The following is a 19,290-nucleotide window of genomic DNA, read 5'->3' as shown; positions in this document are numbered from 1 at the left end:
TGAACCCTGAACCCTGAACCCTGAACCCTGAACCCTGAACCCTGAACCCTGAACCCTGAACCCTGAACCCTGAACCCCGAACCCCGAACCCCGCAATTAAGCTATCAGTTTCTCCGCAATATTTAATTCCATAGTGGCTTTTAGCAATCGGTATAAATTAATTGATGCGTCTATTTCTTCTTTACGGTTGGTTAAGCTTTCAATATTTAAACCCAGTGGTACACCTAAGTGGGCACAGCTTTTTAAAATTGAGTCGAGGTTTTCGCGACAAATACGCACCGATTCGCTTAATGTATTTTCCGAATCAAGCATGCGCCATTTAGTTGCCTCTGGCACTGAAATACCTAGCCACTGCATAAACTCTAAGGTTTTTTCACCACCACAAGGCGTAAAGGTTAATATAATCCGATTAGGTGTCAGGCCTTGTGCTTTGCATGTGCGCGCATAACTGGTTATTAAATCTATGGTTGCTTGTGCGTTGTACACGGCTTGAGAGATAAAAAACTGGCATCCTTGTGCTGTTTTTTCTATTAATCGTTGGTGCTCGTTGCGCTTATTGGCATGGCGCTCAGCAATGGTTACACCACCTAAAAAGAAGTCTTCTGACTGCTCTGCTAGTGTTTTGTAGGCATTCGGTAAGCTCAGCTTTATATCACCGGCTGATGATGGGCTACCCACTAACACTACGTTTTTTAAATCGTAGTCATTTTTAGTTTCATCTAACCACGCTTTAAACTCACTCACACCGCGCTGAGCTACACTTTTATAAGTAATTACATCAAGATCAGATAAGCCTCGTAAGAGTTGACTGTACTCGCGCGGATCAACTGTTTGCTTAAATGCAAATGGACGTGCTTGCTCTGTACGACTGCTTTCATCTTGAATGTCATAAATAATCACACCGTCATATTCAATTTCGTGTAAACGGCCTAATAACTTTTCGGCAATGACTTTTAATTGCGCTTTATCAGTCCCAATTTTTGGCGGTGTTGTGCCAATTAGGTAAACACCTTGGTTGGTGTCCTGTATTTTTTCTTGAAGTGATAAAGCCATAATCCCCATTCCAGCTTAATTAGTGATGATGGATTTAATATAGCAGCCATTTAGACGTCTAGATAGATTTATTTATTGAAAGTTTCTCAATTAACGTGAATTATTTTCATAGTTAAACCAAGTTACCAGCAATAACTGACACAGTTGTTTACATAATTAATAGGCTTAGGGCTCTTATATTTAATTACTTTACGGCATACTTAGTTTGGTAAATGTTTTAAAAATTGCTCAATTTAAAAAGGGATAACAATGAAATTTAAATTATTGGCAACTAGCCTAGCGGTATCGCTGGCCTTAACCGGTTGTGCTATGCAGCAAAGTCAAAACACGCAAACAGCAGCTCAACAAGAACAAGTTAATAAAGCAGATGAGCGTGTTTTTTCACAAGATTACCTAATAGAAGAGCTAGATAACGGCCTACGTGTGATGGTAGTTAAAACCGATTACCCAGATGTAGTATCGCTACAAATACCTGTATCTGTTGGCTCGCGTAATGAAGTGGAAGCGGGTAAAACTGGTTTTGCTCACTTTTTTGAACACATGATGTTTAAAGGCTCTGAAAAGTTTCCGCAAGATGTGTATTCAGATATTCTAAAAAATTCAGGGGTTGATAACCGCGCCTACACAACTAACGATTACACTAACTACCACTTAAATTTTTCAAAGCAACATCTTGATAAAGTACTTGAGATTGAAGCTGATATTTTTCAAAACCTAAGCTACACCGAAGAGCAATTTAGAACCGAAGCGCTAACGGTTAAAGGCGAGTACTTAAAAAATAACGCCAGTCCAATTCGTAAATTATTAAGTGCGGTACGCCAAGAAGCGTTCGAAAAACATACCTATAAACACACTACAATGGGCTTTTTTGAAGATATTGAAGCCATGCCAGATCAAATGGCCTACGGTAAAGAGTTTTTTGCTAAGTTTTATAAGCCTGAATATGTATCGCTTGTGATTGTTGGTGATGTTGATCCAAAAGAGACCATGGCGATGGTTAAAAAGCATTGGGGTAATTGGCAAAAAGGCGACTATGTTGCTGATATTCCAAAAGAGCCAACTCAGCAAGCGCCAAAATATGTGCATGAGCAAAACGAGGGATTACCTGGCCATTGGTTACTTGTGTCGTATAAAGGGGCTGCATGGGAGCCTCAGAAAAAAGACAGAGCCGCATTAGATTTACTGTCGCAGCTTTATTTTTCGAGCAATTCAGATATTTACCAAGAACTGGTAGTAGAAAAGCAAATCGCGAGTCAAATGTTTACTTATAACCCAGAAACTAAAGATCCAGGGTTACTGCATGTATTTGTAAAAGTTGAAAATGCCGATGATTTAGCCACAGTGCGTGATGCTATAAACCGTACGTATGCCAAAGCGCGTACCGAATTGGTTGATAGCCAAAAACTCAGCGATTTAAAGTCTAACCTTAAATACAGTTTTATAAATGGTTTAGATTCATCGCAGGCAATTGCCTCTACACTTGCCAGCTATATGCATTTTGAGCGCGATCCTGAGGTAATTAATCAGCTGTATAAATCGGCAGACAATATCACTAGCGAAGATATTAGAGCCGTTGCAAATAAGTATTTTGTTGATAATGCGCGCACCACAATTACTATGTCGGCACTTGATAAAGCCCCTGGTTTTGAACAAGAAAGCGACTTAAATGCGTTGGTAGCTAAGTATCAGCAAGTACCGAGTAAGCCTATCTTTAAGGTGCTTGATAAAACCAATAGCTCGCCGTTAATCGATATTAACTTATTATTCAATACCGGTGCCGCTGCCGATCCGCAGGGCAAAAAAGGCGTGGCAGCACTCACTGCCGCAATGCTGGCGCAAGGTGGCTCAACCTCAATGAGTTACAAAGATATTAAAAAGGCAATGTATCCGCTGGCGGGTAGCTTTGGTTATCAAATAGATAAAGAAATGCTGTCGTTCCAAGGGCGTATTCATAAAGATAATGCTGCTCAGTGGTATGCCCTAGTGAGTGAGCAGCTGTTAAGGCCAGGCTTTAGAGAAGATGACTTTAAACGTCTGAAAAAAGAAATGATCGATGGCATTAAATCGGGTTTAAAAGCTTCTAACGACGAAGAGTTGGGTAAAGAAGTGCTCTACAGTGTGCTTTATAAAGGCCACCCTTATGAAAGCTATAACTACGGTGACTTATCTGACTTAGAAGCGCTCACTCTTGATGATGTTAAAGCGTTTTATAATGCTGAACTTACACAAGCTAAACTTACTGTGGGTTTAATTGGTGCTGTGCCTGAAAAACTTAAAGCACAAATGTTAGCTGACTTGGCGACACTTCCAAAAGGCGAACAAAGCCGCTTAACAATCCCTGATGCGCCAGAGCTTAAAGGCCATCATGCAACGATTGTTGAAAAGTCAGCGCAATCAACGGCTGTGTCGTTCGGGTTCCCTATTGATACCATTCGTAGCAGCGAAGACTGGACCGCCCTGTGGTTAGTACGCTCGTACTTTGGTGAGCATCGTAGTTCTAACAGTTACTTGTACGAACGTATTCGTCAAACCCGTGGTATGAATTACGGTGATTACGCCTATATTGAATACTTCCCTAGAGGTATGTTTCAAACAAAACCTGATGCAAACTTAGGGCGCTCTGAGCAAATATTCCAGGTGTGGCTGCGTCCACTGCGCTCAAACAACGATGCGCATTTTGCTACCCGTACCGCATTATTTGAGCTAGATAAGCTAATTAAAAATGGCATGACTGAGGCTGATTTTGAAGCCACGCGTAACTTTTTAATTAACTTTGTGCCACAAATGGTTGCTAGTCAAAATCGCCAGTTAGGTTATGCGCTAGATAGCGAGTTTTATAACACCGACAGTTTTGTAAACTACGTCACAAGCAAACTGAAAACATTAAGCGTTGACGATGTAAATCGCGTGATTAAAGACAACCTACAAACTGAGAATATTCACTATGTGTTTGTTACCGGTGATGGTGAAGATATGCAAAAACGTTTAGCAACTATGCAAACCTCGCCTATGGTGTATAACACCGATAAGCCTGCCGAGTTAGTGGCTGAAGATAAGGTAATTGCTGATTATAAACTGGCAATTCCTGCAAAAAATATTGAAGTAGTAAAGGTGGATAAAGTATTTCAATAATTTAAGTTTTTAAGTATTAAAAAATGCCCCTGTGCAGTAAGCATTGGGGCATTTTTATATTTTAGGTTGTAAATACTAGTTACTTACTAATAGTACTGAGGCTGCACCAAGGGCAAAACTAATAACAGAGCTAATAACTAAACCAGCAATAAAACTTTTAGATGGGCTGTTATTGGCATCATTTTGGTTGTTTTCATCAAGCTTAATAAGCTCACCTTGGCGTACTTCAAATACCGCACATAAGGCCATGGTGGTTTCTTTTGAGGCTGCACCTTCTTTTTCTACTCGTTGAATGGTTCGCAAGCTTACATCGCAGGCATCGGCAAGCTGTTGTTGTGTCCAATCGAATGTGTGCCTAAGCGACTTTACCGTTGTAGGGTTTAATTGCATGTTAAAGTTTCCCTACAATTAGCTCTACGACTGTTGCAGTGGTATAGCCAAATACTGCTCCACCTAACGCGCAGCCTAGAATAAAAAAAGCCGCTTTTTTAGGATCGCTAGGAAGGCTACTTTGAACTTGCTTGGCAAGCACTTCTTGATCTTTGTAAAGAGTGCATTCAAGTCGTCCTGTCAGTATGTTGAGCATGTCAAACTTCACTTGGTACTGCGAGTTTTCAAAATCAAATTTGTGTGAGCTTTTGATATTAACACTGCGTCTGCTGCTAACTAAGTCATCGTTAATATAGACTTCTTCTTTACCTGTGAAGTAGCTTCCAAAACAGGCTATTTGGTTATCGCCATCTTGAAAGTAAAATTTATAGCCTAATTTTTTTGTATTTAATATGTCGTTTTTCATCATCGTTATCCTTGTTGAGTTGATGATGCTAATTTAGCGTTTATTATTATTTTTTACGCCGTCAGCAGTACGCCAGTGGCTATTTTGGCACATGACACACGAGCTGTCATATGTTGTTATTTACTGATTTTTATTAACTTATTTTATTTTTGTATGAATAGCTAAATCAGCCTAGCTGTCATATGCTCTAGCTTTAAAAAAGTATTACATAGATAAAACTTAGCTAGTTATATCTAATAACCAGAACAAATAACAAAGGCATTAACACCTAGGCGGCTAAATCCGTTAGAATTAGCGGTAGGCTCTTTGTACTAACTTAAGGCATTATTATGCGTCATGAAATTTGGCAACAGCTTCGTAGTGAAGCAAATGAAGTAGTAACTCGTGAACCCCTTTTAGCGAGCCATGTGTATTCGTGTATTTTAAATCATGAGTGCTTAGGGTCGGCATTGAGTTTTATTGTTGCTAATAAACTAGCTGATGCTGTGGTTTCTGCTTTTACAATCCGTGAGTTGTTTGACCAAGCTTTTGTAAAATGTGACCGCATGCTGACACATGTTGCTCATGATATTAAAGCAGTAAAAGATCGTGACCCTGCAGCCGAAACCTACCTTACCGTGATTTTAAATTTAAAAGGGTTTCACGCGATACAAGCACACCGTTTAGCAAACTGCTTATGGCAACAAAATCGTAAAGAGCTTGCGCGCTTTATTCAAAGCCGTACCTCAGAGGTGTTTGGGGTTGATATTCACCCTGCCTGTAAAGTAGGCCAAGGCATCATGTTTGACCATGCCACCGGTATTGTTATAGGTGAAACTGCAGTAATTGAAGATAATGTATCTATATTACAATCGGTTACATTAGGTGGTACGGGTAACGAGCAAGGCGATCGCCATCCTAAAATTAGAGCGGGCGTACTTATTGGGGCGGGTGCTAAAGTGTTGGGTAATATTGAAGTAGGCGAGGGCGCACGTATTGGTGCAGGCTCTGTGGTACTAAGCCCTGTGCCACCTCACACAACTGCTGTTGGTGTACCTGCAAAAATTATTGGTCGTCCTGATTGTGAGTGCCCGGCAGAAAGTATGAACCAAAACTTTTTAGAGTACCCCGAGCCAGAAAACGAATCGCACACCAGTGCAATGCTTTAATTTTTGAGTACCTAGAAATGATATATAAAAGTAACCTTGTGGCTATGTTGCTCTGTTTTTCTTCAGGCGTGGCGTTAGCAAGTGGTTACTTTTTATTTTTTAAAGATTCCACTGGTGTTTCCTCAGCGCCCAAACAAGCTGTAATCTCTTCGGCTAACAATCAAGTCAATAATCAGCCAACTACTTTGCAAGGTTTAGTGCAGGTTAATAAAGCCCAAGAGGCTGATCAACAAACTCAGCTAGCACAACATGTGGTTGAGCTTAATCAGCGGCTTGAAAAAAAATCAATCCAGCTTAAGCAGTCTCAACAACAGTTAAAGTTAAATCAATCAGAAAGTGTAGAGCTTGATGATGAGCTCGCAATACAGTTTGAACAAGAGGCTGATAATCTCGAATGGAGTTACGAGCTTGAAGTCGCGTTAACTGACTTTTTAATTATTAATGAGTTTGCAGATAGCGCTGAGCTTACAGCGCTAAAGTGTAAGCAAACAATTTGTAAGTTTGAGCTTACCATTAACCAACATGCCGTTAATTATGGAGCTAAATTATGGCGCGAGCTAAACGATAAGCTTCATCTTGAACCTTGGTGGCAGCAATTTAAACTCAGTGCATCTCAATCTAACGATGCCCGTATTGAGTTTACTGTTAGTACGCAAGGCTAGCGCTTAGCAATATGGCTAAGCTTCTACCTTTGAAATAACCTGGCCATCTACTAACTCAGTGATCAACACATCACCCACTTTTACATCTTCCACTGATTTAACCACTTTATTTTGCGCCGTTTTCGTTATGCTGTAACCGCGCGCTAATACATTAAGGGGGCTAACCGAATCAAGCCGACTTGCTTGTAAGGCAAGCTTGTTATTTGCCTGATGCAGCTGATGTTGCATCGCTTGGTTTAGCCTTGCATGGAGTTGTGCTAACTGATAGTTTGCATTTGCTAGCTTTTTATCTGGTGATTGGCGCATTAGTCTGGGTGTTAAATTAGCTAACACGCGTTCTTGCTGGTATAAACGCTGACGCATTGCCTGTTGCAGTGCAATACTCAGCTCATCTAAGCGTTGTGATTTTTGGTTTAGCTGATTGCGCGGGTGGCATAAATTTAAGCGGTGCTGCAACTGTATGGCTAGTGCGCGTTTATCGGCAATGTCGTGTTTAAATGCATTCGCTAAACGGCTAATTAACTGATGAACCCTATTATGTAGCTCTTGTGTATTGGGGCTTACGAGCTCTGCGGCTGCAGAAGGAGTTGCTGCACGTACATCAGCAACGTAATCGCTAATCGTGGTATCTATTTCATGTCCAACAGCGCTCACAATGGGCAGCGAGCTTTGATAAATAGCGCGAGCAAGGTGCTCATGGTTAAAGCACCATAAATCCTCTAATGAACCACCGCCGCGCCCGAGTATAATAACGTCGACCTCATTACGTAAATTTGCCAGCTCTATTTGCTTTATTAAATGGCCATGCGCTTCTTTGCCTTGCACCATCGCAGGATAAATAACGACTTCTAATTGCGGCGCACGACGTTTTAGTACTGTTAAAATATCTTTAATTGCGGCGCCTGTAGGTGAGGTGATCACCCCTATGCGATTTATGTTTTGGGGTAGGGGTTTTTTATAAGCGGAGCTAAATAAGCCCTCTGCAGCCAAACGCATTTTTAGCGCGTCAAACTCTTGCTTAAGTTGCCCTTCGCCGGCAGGCTCCATATGTTCAACAATAAGCTGGTAGTCACCACGGGGTTCGTACAAAGATACACGTGCTTTAACGGTTACTTGTGCGCCGTTAATTGGTCGGTAACTTTGGTTGCGATTATTGCCTCGCCACATGGCGGCTTTAATTTGCGCTTTATCGTCTTTTAACGAAAAATACCAATGCCCAGAAGCAGGCGCAATAAAGTTAGAAATTTCACCTGTGAGTATTAAAGACGCAAAACCTTGTTCAAGTAAGGCACGTATTTCACGATTAAGGCGAGATACGGTATAAACCGTTTGCGAGGGCTTAGAAAACATAAAAACTACCAAAAAACATTTATAAATCTAGCTTATCATAAATAAATACAAAATATTATTTACTAGTGCCTACAACGCTGTTAAAATTTGGCCGCAATTCCTTATCTTAGATCCACATGTGAGAAGTTGCCAAAATGCTTAGAATCGCTAAAGAAGCTCTTACCTTTGATGACGTACTTTTAGTACCTGGTCATTCTACTGTTTTGCCACATACGGCAAATATTTCAACTCGCTTAACGCGTGGTATCAAACTTAACTTGCCGCTCATTTCAGCATCTATGGATACTGTTACAGAAGCTCGTTTAGCTATTGCCCTCGCGCAGGAAGGTGGTCTTGGTTTTATTCATAAAAACATGACCATTGCAGAACAAGCGAAAAATGTTCGTAAAGTTAAAACCTATGAAGCAGGTATTGTTTCATACCCTGTTACAGTAACGGCCGATCTGACTATTGCAGATGCTGTTGAATTGTCTCAGGAAAAGGGATTCTCAGGTTTTCCGGTCACCGATAGCGAAAATAACCTTGTAGGTATTGTAACTAGTCGTGATATGCGCTTTGAAACTAAGCTTGAACAGCCGGTTTCAACAGTGATGACGAAAAAAGAAAACCTAGTAACGGTTAAAGAGGGAACTGCTCGCGAAGATATCTTAAGCTTAATGCACGAACACCGCATTGAGAAGATTCTTGTGGTTGATGATGCGTTTAAACTTAAAGGCATGATCACCGTAAAAGATTACCAAAAAGCACAAGACAAACCAGATGCATGTAAAGACGAGCAAGGCCGTTTACGTGTAGGTGCTGCGGTAGGCGTTGGCGCAGGCACTGATGAGCGAATTGCTGCATTAGTTGAAGCCGGTGTTGATGTACTACTAATCGATACTTCTCATGGTCACTCTCAAGGTGTTATTGACCGTGTTGCAGCGACTCGTCAAGCTTACCCTGATTTACAAATTGTTGCGGGTAACGTGGCAACTGCCGAAGGTGCTATTGCCCTTGCAGATGCCGGTGTTGATGCTGTTAAAGTAGGTATCGGCCCAGGTTCTATTTGTACTACACGTATTGTTACTGGTTGTGGTGTACCACAAATAACAGCCATTTCAGATGCGGTTGAAGGCCTTAAAGGTCGCGATATTCCAGTGATTGCCGATGGCGGTATTCGTTTTTCTGGTGATATTGTAAAAGCATTGGTTGCCGGTGCATCGTGTGTAATGGTTGGCTCTATGCTCGCGGGTACTGAAGAAGCACCAGGTGAAGTGGAGCTTTATCAAGGTCGTTACTACAAGTCTTACCGTGGTATGGGTAGCCTAGGTGCGATGGATCAAAAAGAAGGGTCATCGGATCGCTACTTCCAAAAATCAAACCAAGCTGACAAGTTAGTACCAGAAGGCATTGAAGGTCGTGTTGCTTATAAAGGGCCAATTGCGACCATTATTCACCAACAAGTGGGTGGTCTTCGCAGTGCAATGGGCTTAACCGGTTGTGCCACAATCGAAGAGCTAAACACTAAACCACAGTTTGTACGTGTAACTTCTGCTGGTATGGGTGAGTCGCATGTTCATGATGTGCAAATTACTAAAGAAGCACCGAACTACCGTTTAGGCTAATCAGCCTTTAACAACTTGAAAAAAGTGGGCTAACCTTTGTTAGCCCTAATATAGTCACACAGCTTAAGCTGGTGGCGTTTAGCACCTGACTTTACGAGATACTTCATGAGCAAAGACATTCACGATTCACGAATCCTCATTTTAGATTTTGGTTCACAATACACGCAGTTAATCGCCCGTCGCGTGCGCGAAATTGGTGTTTATTGTGAGCTTTGGGCTTGGGATGTAACCGAAGAGCAAATTCGCGAGTTTAACCCACAAGGTATTATCCTTTCTGGTGGCCCAGAATCAACCACGCTTGAAAATAGCCCGCGTGCTCCTGAGTATGTATTTAATGCAGGCGTTCCAGTACTTGGTATTTGTTACGGTATGCAAACTATGGCAACGCAGCTTGGCGGCCGTGTACATAGCTCAGATAAAAAAGAATTTGGTTACGCACAAGTTGAAAAAGTGGGTAACTGTGCATTATTTGATGCCATTGAAGATCATATTACTGATGGCGGCAATGGCGTACTAGATGTGTGGATGAGCCACGGTGATAAAGTAATGGAAATTCCAGATACTTTTAATACCACAGCTAAAACATCTACTTGTCCGCATGCGGCAATGTCTAACGAAGAAAAACGCTTTTACGGTGTACAATTTCACCCAGAAGTAACACACACACATCAAGGTCAACGTTTACTAGAGCGTTTTGCTATTGATATTTGTGGTTGTGAAAAATTATGGACGCCAGCAAAAATCATTGATGACGCCATTGAGCGTATCAAAGAAACTGTAGGTGACGACGAAGTTATTTTAGGCTTATCAGGCGGTGTAGATTCATCGGTTGTGGCTATGCTTATTCACCGTGCTATTGGTGAGCGCCTAACCTGTGTATTTGTTGATAACGGTTTACTTCGTTTAAACGAAGGCCAGCAAGTTATGGATATGTTTGGCAATAAGTTTGGTTTAAACATTGTTAAAGTAGATGCCGAAGATCAATTTTTAAATGACTTAGCAGGTAAATCAGATCCTGAAGATAAGCGTAAAGCTATTGGCCACACGTTTATTAATGTATTTGATGAGCAAGCTAAAAAGCTTAAAAACGCAAAATGGTTAGGCCAAGGTACAATTTACCCTGACGTAATCGAATCAGCGGCATCAGCGACTGGTAAAGCACACGTGATTAAATCGCACCATAATGTGGGCGGCTTACCAGATGACATGCAAATGGGCTTAGTAGAGCCATTACGTGAGTTATTTAAGGATGAAGTACGTAAAATTGGTTTAGAGCTAGGTTTACCGTACGACATGCTTTACCGTCACCCATTCCCAGGGCCTGGTTTAGGTGTGCGTGTACTTGGCGAAATCAAAAAAGAGTACTGTGATTTACTTCGCCGCGCTGATGCTATTTTCATTGAAGAGCTTCACAAAGCAGAGCTTTACCATAAAGTAAGCCAAGCGTTTACTGTATTCTTACCGGTTAAGTCGGTAGGGGTTATGGGTGATGCACGTAAGTACGATTGGGTTGTTTCACTTCGTTGTGTTGAAACCATCGACTTTATGACTGCACGTTGGTCACATTTACCGTATGAGTTTTTAGGTGTGGTTTCTAACCGTATCATTAACGAAATCGACGGTATCTCACGCGTTGTTTACGATATTTCAGGAAAACCACCTGCCACTATCGAGTGGGAATAATCCTCCCATTGCTATAATTAAGTAATAACTAACGGCGAATTAGCATGCTAATTCGCCGTTTTGTTTATTTAAAAAGCAAACAAACCAAAAAGTTGATTTTTTACTTTACCTTTGTCAAAAGGTCTTTATAATTCATCGTCATTGCAGGGGCGTAGTTCCAATTGGTAGAACAGCGGTCTCCAAAACCGACGGTTGGGAGTTCGAATCTCTCCGCCCCTGCCATTTCTTCTTTACATCGTTTTGATTACTTCCTATATTATTCATCTTACTAATCCATCGAGTTGTTATGCATTCACGTTACGCATCTGTTTTTGGTATAGAAAAGCTTGAACTTAATCAACACTTTCGCCCAGCTCAAGCTGAGTTGTCAGCGACTTCATCGTTAATACTCTGTGATACATTAAAAGATGATATTGAGCGTGCGTTTGCACCTGTAACAATAAACAAGATTGTTAAATCATCAACCATTGAGTTTAGTGAGCAACAATTAGGCCTGCCTGATTCTAACCTAACCTGTGCGCAAAAACGTGCGTTATGGGCTTTAATGAGTGAACACCTTGATACACTTTAAGTCGGTTACCGATGAGAATATCAATGAGCTGATGGCCATTGAAAATGCCTGTCATACACACCCTTGGACGTTAAAAACAATGCAGTCGTGTTTGCAGGGGCGCTATTTCAATTTAGCTGCGTTCGATGACGGGCAAATGATAGGCTTTTACATTGGTGAAAAAGCAGGGCCCGATTTTACCTTAATGGATATTTGTGTTGCCCCGAGCTTTCAGGGACAAGGATTTGCTAAGCAGTTATTAACGCAGTTTATAGCGTACGGCGAGCAACACAGTGCCGAAAACTTATTTTTAGAAGTGAGAGAGTCTAATACGCGGGCGATTGCTTTGTATGAGCGTGCGGGCTTTATTGAAATGTCAGTACGTAAAAATTATTACCCCAGCGATGCGCCAAATAAAAATGGCTTTGAAGATGCGATTTTAATGGGCATGGCACTGGGTTTAAATTTTTAATGATTACTTATTAGCGATGGCTTGTTCTATTGCTGTAATGAGTTCTACAACGCGTTTTTCTCTTTGAGTCATATCATTGCCTTTTAAACTTTGCTCAAGCGCTGATGCGCTATGGTAAATATCATCAAAGTTAAAACAACCGGCACTGCCCTTAATACTGTGGGCAAGTGCGCGTAGTGTTTCGCAATCTTGGTTGTTATAAAGGGTTTTTATCTGCTTTAAGTAATCAGGTAAACTTGCCAAATAATTAGCATTTATTTGCTGAAATTTCTCACTTTTTAATAAGCTATCCCACTTATTTTGATTATCGCGTTCAAGGTGTAAATAGCTGACTAATACATTTTCTAGTGCGTCTTTATCAATGGGTTTACCAAGCGCTTTGTTACAGCCTGCTTCAAGGTAAGTATCTATATCATGGTTCATGACATTAGCGGTTAGGGCGATAATTGGGCCATCGTAGGCGGCATCTCTGAGCATTTTAGTTGCTTCTAAGCCGCCCATAACCGGCATTTGCATATCCATGATTATAAGCTGGTAGTCGTTCACTAGTGCCATTTCTACTGCTTGTGCGCCATTATTGGCTATATCAGGCTCTAACCCCCATGTTTGAAGGAGTAATTTTATCAGCAACTGATTATCGGGGTTATCTTCTGCCACTAAAATATGCGCATCAAAGTTATTGGTTGCAAAAGAAAGTTGCGGGTCTTTTTCGGGTGATAGCTGAGAGTGTTCAGTCAAAAGCAGGTTACTACTAAGCCCATTACCTAAATGACAATCTATATCGATAGTAAAACAACTACCCACACCCACTTCACTGGTGACGCTGACATCGCCACCGAGCAGCTGAGCCAAATTTTTTGAAATACATAGCCCTAATCCTGTACCACCAAATCGGCGTGTGGTTGTGGCATCAGCTTGTTCAAATGGCGTAAATAATCGACTTATTTGGTTTGCCGACATGCCTATACCGGTGTCTTCAACTATAAATGTAAGAATTTTTGGTGCTTGAAACTTTGCCGTAATTGTTACTTGGCCTTGCTCAGTAAATTTAACTGCGTTACTGGCAATATTAATCAGTATTTGTTTTAAACGAGTAACGTCACTATTTATGGTATGTGGTAATGGTAGCGAATAATTAATTGTAAATGAAAGCTGTTTCTCTTGTGCTAAAGGTTTAATGATTGATTCAACATCATGAATAAGCTGCACAACATTTAATGGTGTTTGCTCAACAGCGAGTTTTTCGGCTTCAATTTTTGATAAATCGAGGATGTTATTAATAAGCTCTAATAAATGTTTTGAATTACGAAGAATAGTGCCTAAATGATGTTTATCGTTTGTTTTCTTATCGCTATGCAGTAGTTGCTCGGTAAAACCCATAATAGCAGTGAGCGGAGTGCGAATTTCATGGCTCATATTGGCTAAAAAACGACTCTTAAGCTGGTTTGCTTGCTCTGCTTGAGCGATGGCTGTTTCAAGCTTACTATTCATTGATTCAAGTGCCTTAGTACGGCTCTCTACTTTGTCTTCTAAGTGATGCTTATATTCTTCTAGCTGCTCTTGATAATGCTTAATTTGGTTAATCATGTGATTAAAGTCGTTAAACAGTATGCCTACCTCATCGGTAGTATAAGCAGGCAGTGTGACTGAGAGGTCGCCATCACCTACTCGGTGACTTGCTTCACCTAGTAATTCAATTGGGTTAAGCAGTAAATTGCGCACCACAATAAAAATTAAGATCGGTAGGGTGATCACAGAAATAATTACAATTAGCCCAGTGATGACACTAATTGCTTTACCTGATTGATACAGTACCGCTTTAGGAATGGTCGACACATAATAGTAGCCGCCACTCATTTGGGCTGCGAAAATCAATCGTTCTATTTTATCAACGCTCGAAAGCTCAATGGTTGATAAGCTGCCAATATCAGCTAGGTCATTAATTTTATTAAGTTCATACTCACTAACATAGTGGCCACGCATTTTGTAATCAGAGCTAAATAAAATTTTACCATCATTGGCGAGCAGTAAATTTAAGGTGTTGTTATAAGGGGCTTCTAAAATACTGGTGTTTAAAATCGAAGGTTCGACCTTAAGGACAATAAAACCAAGTTGTTGTGGGCGTTTTAAATAGTAGTCAACGCTGTATATGCGTTGCACAAAATATAAGTTGGTGGTGCCGTCTTCTTTTTGCACCATAAACTGCTGCTGGCTTAAATTGCTTTGTATGACTTGGTCAAAAAACGGATAAGACTTTGGCGCGACAGTTAAATTACTGGAGTAATAGGCATCACTTTCACCGGTTTTTGAGACTAAATTAATACTAATAATATCAGGGTAGGCTTCACTGTAACTGGCAAATACATCCATTAACGCCCCAAGGCGATAGGTATAGCTGGCGTCTTCAAATAAATCTTTAGCTAAAAAGTCACTTAGTACCGGTGAGGCAGAGAGTAACTTAGCCGTTGCATGAAAAGAGTCTATATAGTTGAATACTTTTTGCTGTTGTTGCTCTACAAAGCGACTCATGATCAAGTCAGCTTGTTTTTGCGTAGAGTTAGTTACATTAGTGAGCGTAAACCCACCTAAAAATAACAACGGCAGTATAACCAGTGGAGTTATATACCATAATAATCGAATACTTAGCTTACTGGTTTTCATTACCCAACATCAAATCCTCCATGTAATCGAACAATAATATGATTTACAGAACCATTACTCAAGCTTGGTGTTAAGTTAGTGGGGAATTTATAGCGTTATTGTTAATAATCGCTGAAAACACCAAACTTAAAAAAGATCCGTTAATAACCAACCATTGATTGTTTATAAAGCCAAGATCAGCGAAAATAGTCTTCAATTACGATTAACTTAACGGATAGCGTCACAAGAGCTAATTTGGGTTCTTGTTGGGGTATGTTGAGCTTTCTAGGTTAGCTTGTTTTTAGCCTTGAAAGCTCAGCATACTAAAATACAAATACATCCGTATATCAACTAAAAGAACCTTTTTAATGGCAGACCAAAATCTCCTTAGCGAAATTAATAAACGCCGTACCTTTGCGATCATCTCGCATCCGGATGCGGGTAAAACCACTATCACAGAAAAAGTATTGTTATTCGGACAAGCAATTCAAAAAGCCGGAACAGTAAAAGGGCGTGGCTCTAATCAGCATGCTAAGTCTGATTGGATGGAAATGGAAAAAGAGCGTGGTATTTCTGTGACTACCTCAGTAATGCAATTTCCATATAACAATGCGTTAGTTAATTTACTTGATACTCCAGGACACGAAGACTTCTCTGAAGATACTTACCGTACATTAACCGCGGTAGATTCGTGTTTAATGGTGATAGATGCCGCCAAAGGTGTAGAAGAACGTACCCGTAAGTTAATGGAAGTAACACGTCTGCGCACCACGCCGATTATTACCTTTATGAATAAATGTGACCGTGATATTCGCGACCCAATGGAACTACTCGACGAAGTAGAAACAGAGCTAAATATTGCCTGTGCACCTATTACGTGGCCAATTGGCTGTGGTAAAGAATTTAAAGGTGTTTACCATATCCATAACGAAGAAACTATTTTATACAAAACAGGCCAAGGCCATACTATTCAAGAAGTGCGTAGCATTAAAGGACTTGATAACCCAGAGCTTGACCAAGCGATTGGTGATGAACTTGCAGCCCAGTTACGTGACGAGTTAGAGCTGGTTATTGGTGCATCACACGAGTTTGATTTAGATCTGTTCTTAGCGGGTGAGTTATCGCCTGTATACTTTGGTACTGCACTTGGTAACTTTGGTGTAGATCATGTTCTAGATGGACTGACTGAATGGGCGCCAACGCCTTTACCTCGTGAAACAGAAGACCGCCAAGTTGTAGCCACAGAAGAAAACTTCACTGGGTTTGTATTTAAAATTCAGGCCAACATGGATCCAAAACACCGTGACCGTATTGCCTTTATGCGTATTGTGTCGGGTAAATACAGCCAAGGCATGAAAATGAATCATGTGCGTATAGGTAAACAAGTGAGTATTTCTGATGCGGTAACCTTTATGGCGGGCGATCGTGAGCGTGCAGCTGATGCTTACGCTGGTGATATTATTGGTTTACATAACCACGGTACGATTCAAATTGGTGATACCTTTACCCAAGGCGAAAAAATTAAGTTCAGCGGTATTCCAAACTTCGCCCCTGAATTATTCCGCCGTATTCGTCTGCGCGATCCATTAAAACAAAAACAGCTATTAAAAGGACTGGTACAGCTTTCAGAAGAGGGCGCAGTACAAGTATTCAGACCATTAATTAATAATGACTTAATTGTAGGTGCGGTAGGTGTGTTGCAGTTTGACGTGGTGGTAGCGCGTTTAAAAGCTGAATATAACGTTGATGCAATTTACGAAAGCGTGAATGTAAATACAGCCCGTTGGGTTAGCTGTGATGATGTTAAAAAGTTTGAAGAATTTAAACGTAAGTGCGAAAGCAACTTAGCACTTGATGGTGGCGATAATTTAACTTACATCGCGCCGAGTCGTGTAAATCTTAACTTGTCGACAGAGCGTTACCCTGAAGTGACATTTAATCACACGCGTGAAAACTAGCACTTAGCCTCTAGAATTAACACAAAGCCTGCTTTGGCGGGCTTATAAAGGTAAATAATATTATGAATATTCGTACTATTTTAGTAGAAAAAGCCATTGCCGCTATGACCGCCGCAGGCCTACCAGAAGATACTAACCCAGCGGTCACCCAAAGCACTCGCCCACAGTTTGGTGATTACCAAATTAATGGCGCGATGGGCGCAGCTAAAAAAATGAAAAGTAACCCGCGTGAATTGGCGCAAAAAATTATTGATCAGTTAGATGTAAGCGACATTGCCGAAAAAACGGAAATTGCTGGCCCTGGTTTTATTAATATTCACTTAAAGCCGGAGTTTTTAGCTCAAAGCGTACAAGCTGCTAATAACCACGCAAAACTTGCCGTAACTGAGCACGCCAAACCACAAAAAGTAGTGGTTGATTACTCATCGCCTAACCTTGCAAAAGAAATGCACGTAGGTCACTTACGCTCAACTATTATTGGTGATGCCGTAGTACGTGCGCTTGAATTTAGAGGCGATACCGTTGTTCGTCAAAATCACATGGGTGATTGGGGCACACAGTTTGGTATGCTAATTGCGCATTTAGAAGATCAAATTAACCAAGGTGTTGATTTAGATACTGTTGCGCTTGCTGATTTAGAAACCTTTTACCGCGATGCGAAAAAGCGTTTTGACGACGAAGAAGGCTTTGCCGATAAAGCGCGTAACTACGTAGTTAAACTGCAAGGTGGCGACGCACACTGTGAAAAACTGTGGAAACTATTTATTGCCACTTCAGTGAAACACTCTGAAGAAGTATACAAGCGTTTAAACGTAACCCTTACACCTGCCGACATTATGGCTGAAAGTGCTTATAACAGCGAACTTAACGATATTATTAGCTTATTAAAAGATAAAAATATCGCAGTAGAGTCGCAAGGCGCACAAGTGGTATTTTTAGATGAGCTTGCAAATAAAGACGGTGAACCTTCAGCGTTTATCGTGCAAAAATCAGGTGGCGGCTTTTTATATGCAACCACAGATTTAGCAGCGTGTGATTATCGCTCAAACAAGTTGGGTGCAGAGCGTATTTTAATTTTTGTTGATGCGCGCCAGAGTCTTCACTTTAATCAAGTAGAGTTAACTGCACGTAAAGCCGGTTTATTACGTGATGAAACTAGTTACGAGTTTTGTCCATTTGGCACCATGATGGGCGCTGATGGTAAACCATTTAAAACCCGTACAGGCGGCACGGTTAAATTAGCTGATTTGCTTGAAGAGTCAATTACTCGCGCAGCAGCTAAACTCGCTGAGCGTGAATCAGATTTATCTGACGAAGACCGTAGTGAAATTGCACGTAAAGTGGGTATTGGCGCAGTTAAATATGCTGACCTTTCTAAGCATCGTACCAGCGATTACATCTTCAACTGGGACAGCATGCTAAGCTTTGAAGGCGCAACAGCCCCTTACTTACAATATGCTTATACGCGTGTTCGCAGTATTTTCCGTAAGTCTGGCGTTGATGCTGCAAGCTTAAAAGCCAATGTAAGTATTATTGAGCCGCAAGAGAAAACACTCGCGCTTAAATTATTGCAGTTGGAAGAAGTCCTTGATCTGATGATCAATGAAGCCACACCGCACGTATTATGTGGTTACTTATACGAACTAGCTAGTCTATACATGACATTTTATGAAGCTTGCCCAGTACTTAAAGAGGGCGTAGAGCCAAGTGTTCGTGATAGTCGTTTAGTGTTGTGTAATTTAGTGGCAGATACGCTGAAAACAGGATTGGATTTACTAGGTATCGAAGTCATGGAGCAAATGTAATCTGCTACGTGTAGTTCGCTTTGACTGCGTTGTCGTGCTTTTTTAGCCTAAGTCACATACTATATGTATGCTCCTTGGCATAATAAAGCACTTCGCCTTGTCAGCACTTCTACACTTGCAGATATCTGAGTTGTGTAGTTCGTTTTAGCTGCGTTGGTAAAACTATTTAGCCTAAGTCACATACAAACCGTATGCTCCTATGCATAAATAGTTTTACCGCCTTGCTAGCACTCCTAGACTTACAGATAATTTTAGGTTTAGGTGTTAGATTTATATTGACACTGTTCGGTATGTTCACCAATTTTGTAGCTGATAGCTGATAGCTGATAGCTGATAGCTGATAGCTGATAGCTGATAGCTGATAGCTGATAGCTGATAGCTGATAGCTGATAGCTGATAGCTGATAGCTGATAGCTGATAGCTGATAGCTGATAGCT

At 40.9% G+C, this 19,290-nt stretch carries 15 protein-coding genes and 1 tRNA gene; 10 read left to right on the top strand and 6 right to left on the bottom strand.

Annotation, left to right across the window (positions count from 1 at the left end; all coding sequences use genetic code 11):
• Positions 1-96 precede the first annotated feature (96 nt).
• Entirely contained in the window at positions 97-1,053 is a 957-nt protein-coding gene (locus tag AAEY57_RS16030; protein WP_138563101.1) for a methylenetetrahydrofolate reductase, read from the bottom strand.
• A 249-nt stretch (positions 1,054-1,302) separates the two neighbouring features.
• On the opposite strand from AAEY57_RS16030, the gene AAEY57_RS16025 reads away from it, so the two are divergent.
• Positions 1,303-4,185, top strand: a complete 2,883-nt coding sequence (locus AAEY57_RS16025) for a M16 family metallopeptidase (protein WP_350608228.1) — start codon at positions 1,303-1,305, stop codon at positions 4,183-4,185.
• A 75-nt stretch (positions 4,186-4,260) separates the two neighbouring features.
• On the opposite strand, the gene AAEY57_RS16020 is transcribed toward AAEY57_RS16025, so the two are convergent.
• Positions 4,261-4,575 (bottom strand): helix-turn-helix transcriptional regulator, encoded by a 315-nt coding sequence (locus tag AAEY57_RS16020; RefSeq protein WP_075169747.1) that lies wholly within the window; start codon positions 4,573-4,575, stop codon positions 4,261-4,263.
• Between the two features lies 1 nt (position 4,576).
• Entirely contained in the window at positions 4,577-4,984 is a 408-nt protein-coding gene (locus tag AAEY57_RS16015; RefSeq protein ID WP_350608227.1) for a hypothetical protein, read from the bottom strand.
• Between the two features lie 326 nt (positions 4,985-5,310).
• On the opposite strand from AAEY57_RS16015, the gene cysE reads away from it, so the two are divergent.
• Together cysE and AAEY57_RS16005 are read left to right on the top strand one after the other, a co-directional pair.
• Positions 5,311-6,129: a serine O-acetyltransferase gene (cysE, locus tag AAEY57_RS16010; protein ID WP_010387694.1), complete on the top strand. Its 819-nt coding sequence runs from the start codon at positions 5,311-5,313 to the stop codon at positions 6,127-6,129.
• A gap of 17 nt (positions 6,130-6,146) precedes the next feature.
• Positions 6,147-6,791 (top strand): hypothetical protein, encoded by a 645-nt coding sequence (locus AAEY57_RS16005; protein WP_350608226.1) that lies wholly within the window; start codon positions 6,147-6,149, stop codon positions 6,789-6,791.
• Between the two features lie 15 nt (positions 6,792-6,806).
• Here AAEY57_RS16005 and xseA read toward each other — a convergent pair whose 3' ends face one another.
• Positions 6,807-8,141: an exodeoxyribonuclease VII large subunit gene (xseA, locus tag AAEY57_RS16000; RefSeq protein ID WP_350608225.1), complete on the bottom strand. Its 1,335-nt coding sequence runs from the start codon at positions 8,139-8,141 to the stop codon at positions 6,807-6,809.
• 134 nt (positions 8,142-8,275) lie between these two features.
• Here xseA and guaB point away from each other — a divergent pair, with 134 nt between their 5' ends.
• The 5 genes from guaB (at position 8,276) to rimI (ending at position 12,450) form a co-directional block, all read left to right on the top strand.
• Positions 8,276-9,745 carry an IMP dehydrogenase gene (gene guaB / locus AAEY57_RS15995; protein ID WP_008110278.1) on the top strand — a complete coding sequence of 490 codons (1,470 nt, stop codon included), beginning with the start codon at positions 8,276-8,278 and terminating at the stop codon, positions 9,743-9,745.
• A 105-nt stretch (positions 9,746-9,850) separates the two neighbouring features.
• Positions 9,851-11,428, top strand: coding sequence for a glutamine-hydrolyzing GMP synthase (gene guaA / locus AAEY57_RS15990; RefSeq protein ID WP_024602106.1), 1,578 nt, complete (start codon positions 9,851-9,853; stop codon positions 11,426-11,428).
• A gap of 145 nt (positions 11,429-11,573) precedes the next feature.
• Positions 11,574-11,650: transfer RNA gene (locus AAEY57_RS15985), tRNA-Trp, on the top strand.
• Between the two features lie 64 nt (positions 11,651-11,714).
• Positions 11,715-11,999 (top strand): hypothetical protein, encoded by a 285-nt coding sequence (locus AAEY57_RS15980; RefSeq protein ID WP_024602105.1) that lies wholly within the window; start codon positions 11,715-11,717, stop codon positions 11,997-11,999.
• On the top strand, positions 11,986-12,450 hold the full coding sequence (rimI, locus tag AAEY57_RS15975; RefSeq protein ID WP_024602104.1) for a ribosomal protein S18-alanine N-acetyltransferase: 465 nt from the start codon (positions 11,986-11,988) through the stop codon (positions 12,448-12,450). Before AAEY57_RS15980 ends, rimI begins: the two co-directional genes overlap by 14 nt.
• A 3-nt stretch (positions 12,451-12,453) precedes the next feature.
• Here the strand turns inward: rimI and AAEY57_RS15970 are convergent, their stop codons facing one another.
• Positions 12,454-15,111: an ATP-binding protein gene (locus tag AAEY57_RS15970; protein ID WP_024602103.1), complete on the bottom strand. Its 2,658-nt coding sequence runs from the start codon at positions 15,109-15,111 to the stop codon at positions 12,454-12,456.
• A gap of 347 nt (positions 15,112-15,458) precedes the next feature.
• Between AAEY57_RS15970 and prfC the strand changes: the two genes are divergently transcribed.
• Together prfC and argS are read left to right on the top strand one after the other, a co-directional pair.
• Entirely contained in the window at positions 15,459-17,048 is a 1,590-nt protein-coding gene (prfC, locus tag AAEY57_RS15965) for a peptide chain release factor 3 (protein WP_024602102.1), read from the top strand.
• Positions 17,049-17,110: 62 nt separating this feature from the next.
• Positions 17,111-18,853: an arginine--tRNA ligase gene (argS, locus tag AAEY57_RS15960; RefSeq protein ID WP_024602101.1), complete on the top strand. Its 1,743-nt coding sequence runs from the start codon at positions 17,111-17,113 to the stop codon at positions 18,851-18,853.
• A 257-nt stretch (positions 18,854-19,110) separates the two neighbouring features.
• On the opposite strand, the gene AAEY57_RS15955 is transcribed toward argS, so the two are convergent.
• Positions 19,111-19,290: hypothetical protein (locus tag AAEY57_RS15955; protein WP_350608224.1), on the bottom strand; the 180-nt coding region annotated here is incomplete at its 5' end.

The organism is Pseudoalteromonas sp. MER144-MNA-CIBAN-0113 (assembly GCF_040308965.1).
In the GTDB taxonomy this organism is placed as follows: Bacteria; Pseudomonadota; Gammaproteobacteria; order Enterobacterales; family Alteromonadaceae; genus Pseudoalteromonas; species Pseudoalteromonas tetraodonis.
This window is presented reverse-complemented; position numbering and strand designations above follow the sequence as displayed.

What these genes read in the sequence shown, in the direction of transcription:
- AAEY57_RS16020 (WP_075169747.1), bottom strand. Translation starts at nt 4,575, where the DNA reads ATGCAATTAAACCCTACAACGGTAAAGTCGCTTAGGCACACATTCGAT.
- cysE (WP_010387694.1), top strand. Translation starts at nt 5,311, where the DNA reads ATGCGTCATGAAATTTGGCAACAGCTTCGTAGTGAAGCAAATGAAGTA.
- AAEY57_RS16030 (WP_138563101.1), bottom strand. Translation starts at nt 1,053, where the DNA reads ATGGCTTTATCACTTCAAGAAAAAATACAGGACACCAACCAAGGTGTT.
- AAEY57_RS15970 (WP_024602103.1), bottom strand. Translation starts at nt 15,111, where the DNA reads ATGAAAACCAGTAAGCTAAGTATTCGATTATTATGGTATATAACTCCA.
- prfC (WP_024602102.1), top strand. Translation starts at nt 15,459, where the DNA reads ATGGCAGACCAAAATCTCCTTAGCGAAATTAATAAACGCCGTACCTTT.
- argS (WP_024602101.1), top strand. Translation starts at nt 17,111, where the DNA reads ATGAATATTCGTACTATTTTAGTAGAAAAAGCCATTGCCGCTATGACC.
- guaB (WP_008110278.1), top strand. Translation starts at nt 8,276, where the DNA reads ATGCTTAGAATCGCTAAAGAAGCTCTTACCTTTGATGACGTACTTTTA.
- AAEY57_RS16005 (WP_350608226.1), top strand. Translation starts at nt 6,147, where the DNA reads ATGATATATAAAAGTAACCTTGTGGCTATGTTGCTCTGTTTTTCTTCA.
- AAEY57_RS16025 (WP_350608228.1), top strand. Translation starts at nt 1,303, where the DNA reads ATGAAATTTAAATTATTGGCAACTAGCCTAGCGGTATCGCTGGCCTTA.
- AAEY57_RS15980 (WP_024602105.1), top strand. Translation starts at nt 11,715, where the DNA reads ATGCATTCACGTTACGCATCTGTTTTTGGTATAGAAAAGCTTGAACTT.
- guaA (WP_024602106.1), top strand. Translation starts at nt 9,851, where the DNA reads ATGAGCAAAGACATTCACGATTCACGAATCCTCATTTTAGATTTTGGT.
- AAEY57_RS16015 (WP_350608227.1), bottom strand. Translation starts at nt 4,984, where the DNA reads ATGATGAAAAACGACATATTAAATACAAAAAAATTAGGCTATAAATTT.
- xseA (WP_350608225.1), bottom strand. Translation starts at nt 8,141, where the DNA reads ATGTTTTCTAAGCCCTCGCAAACGGTTTATACCGTATCTCGCCTTAAT.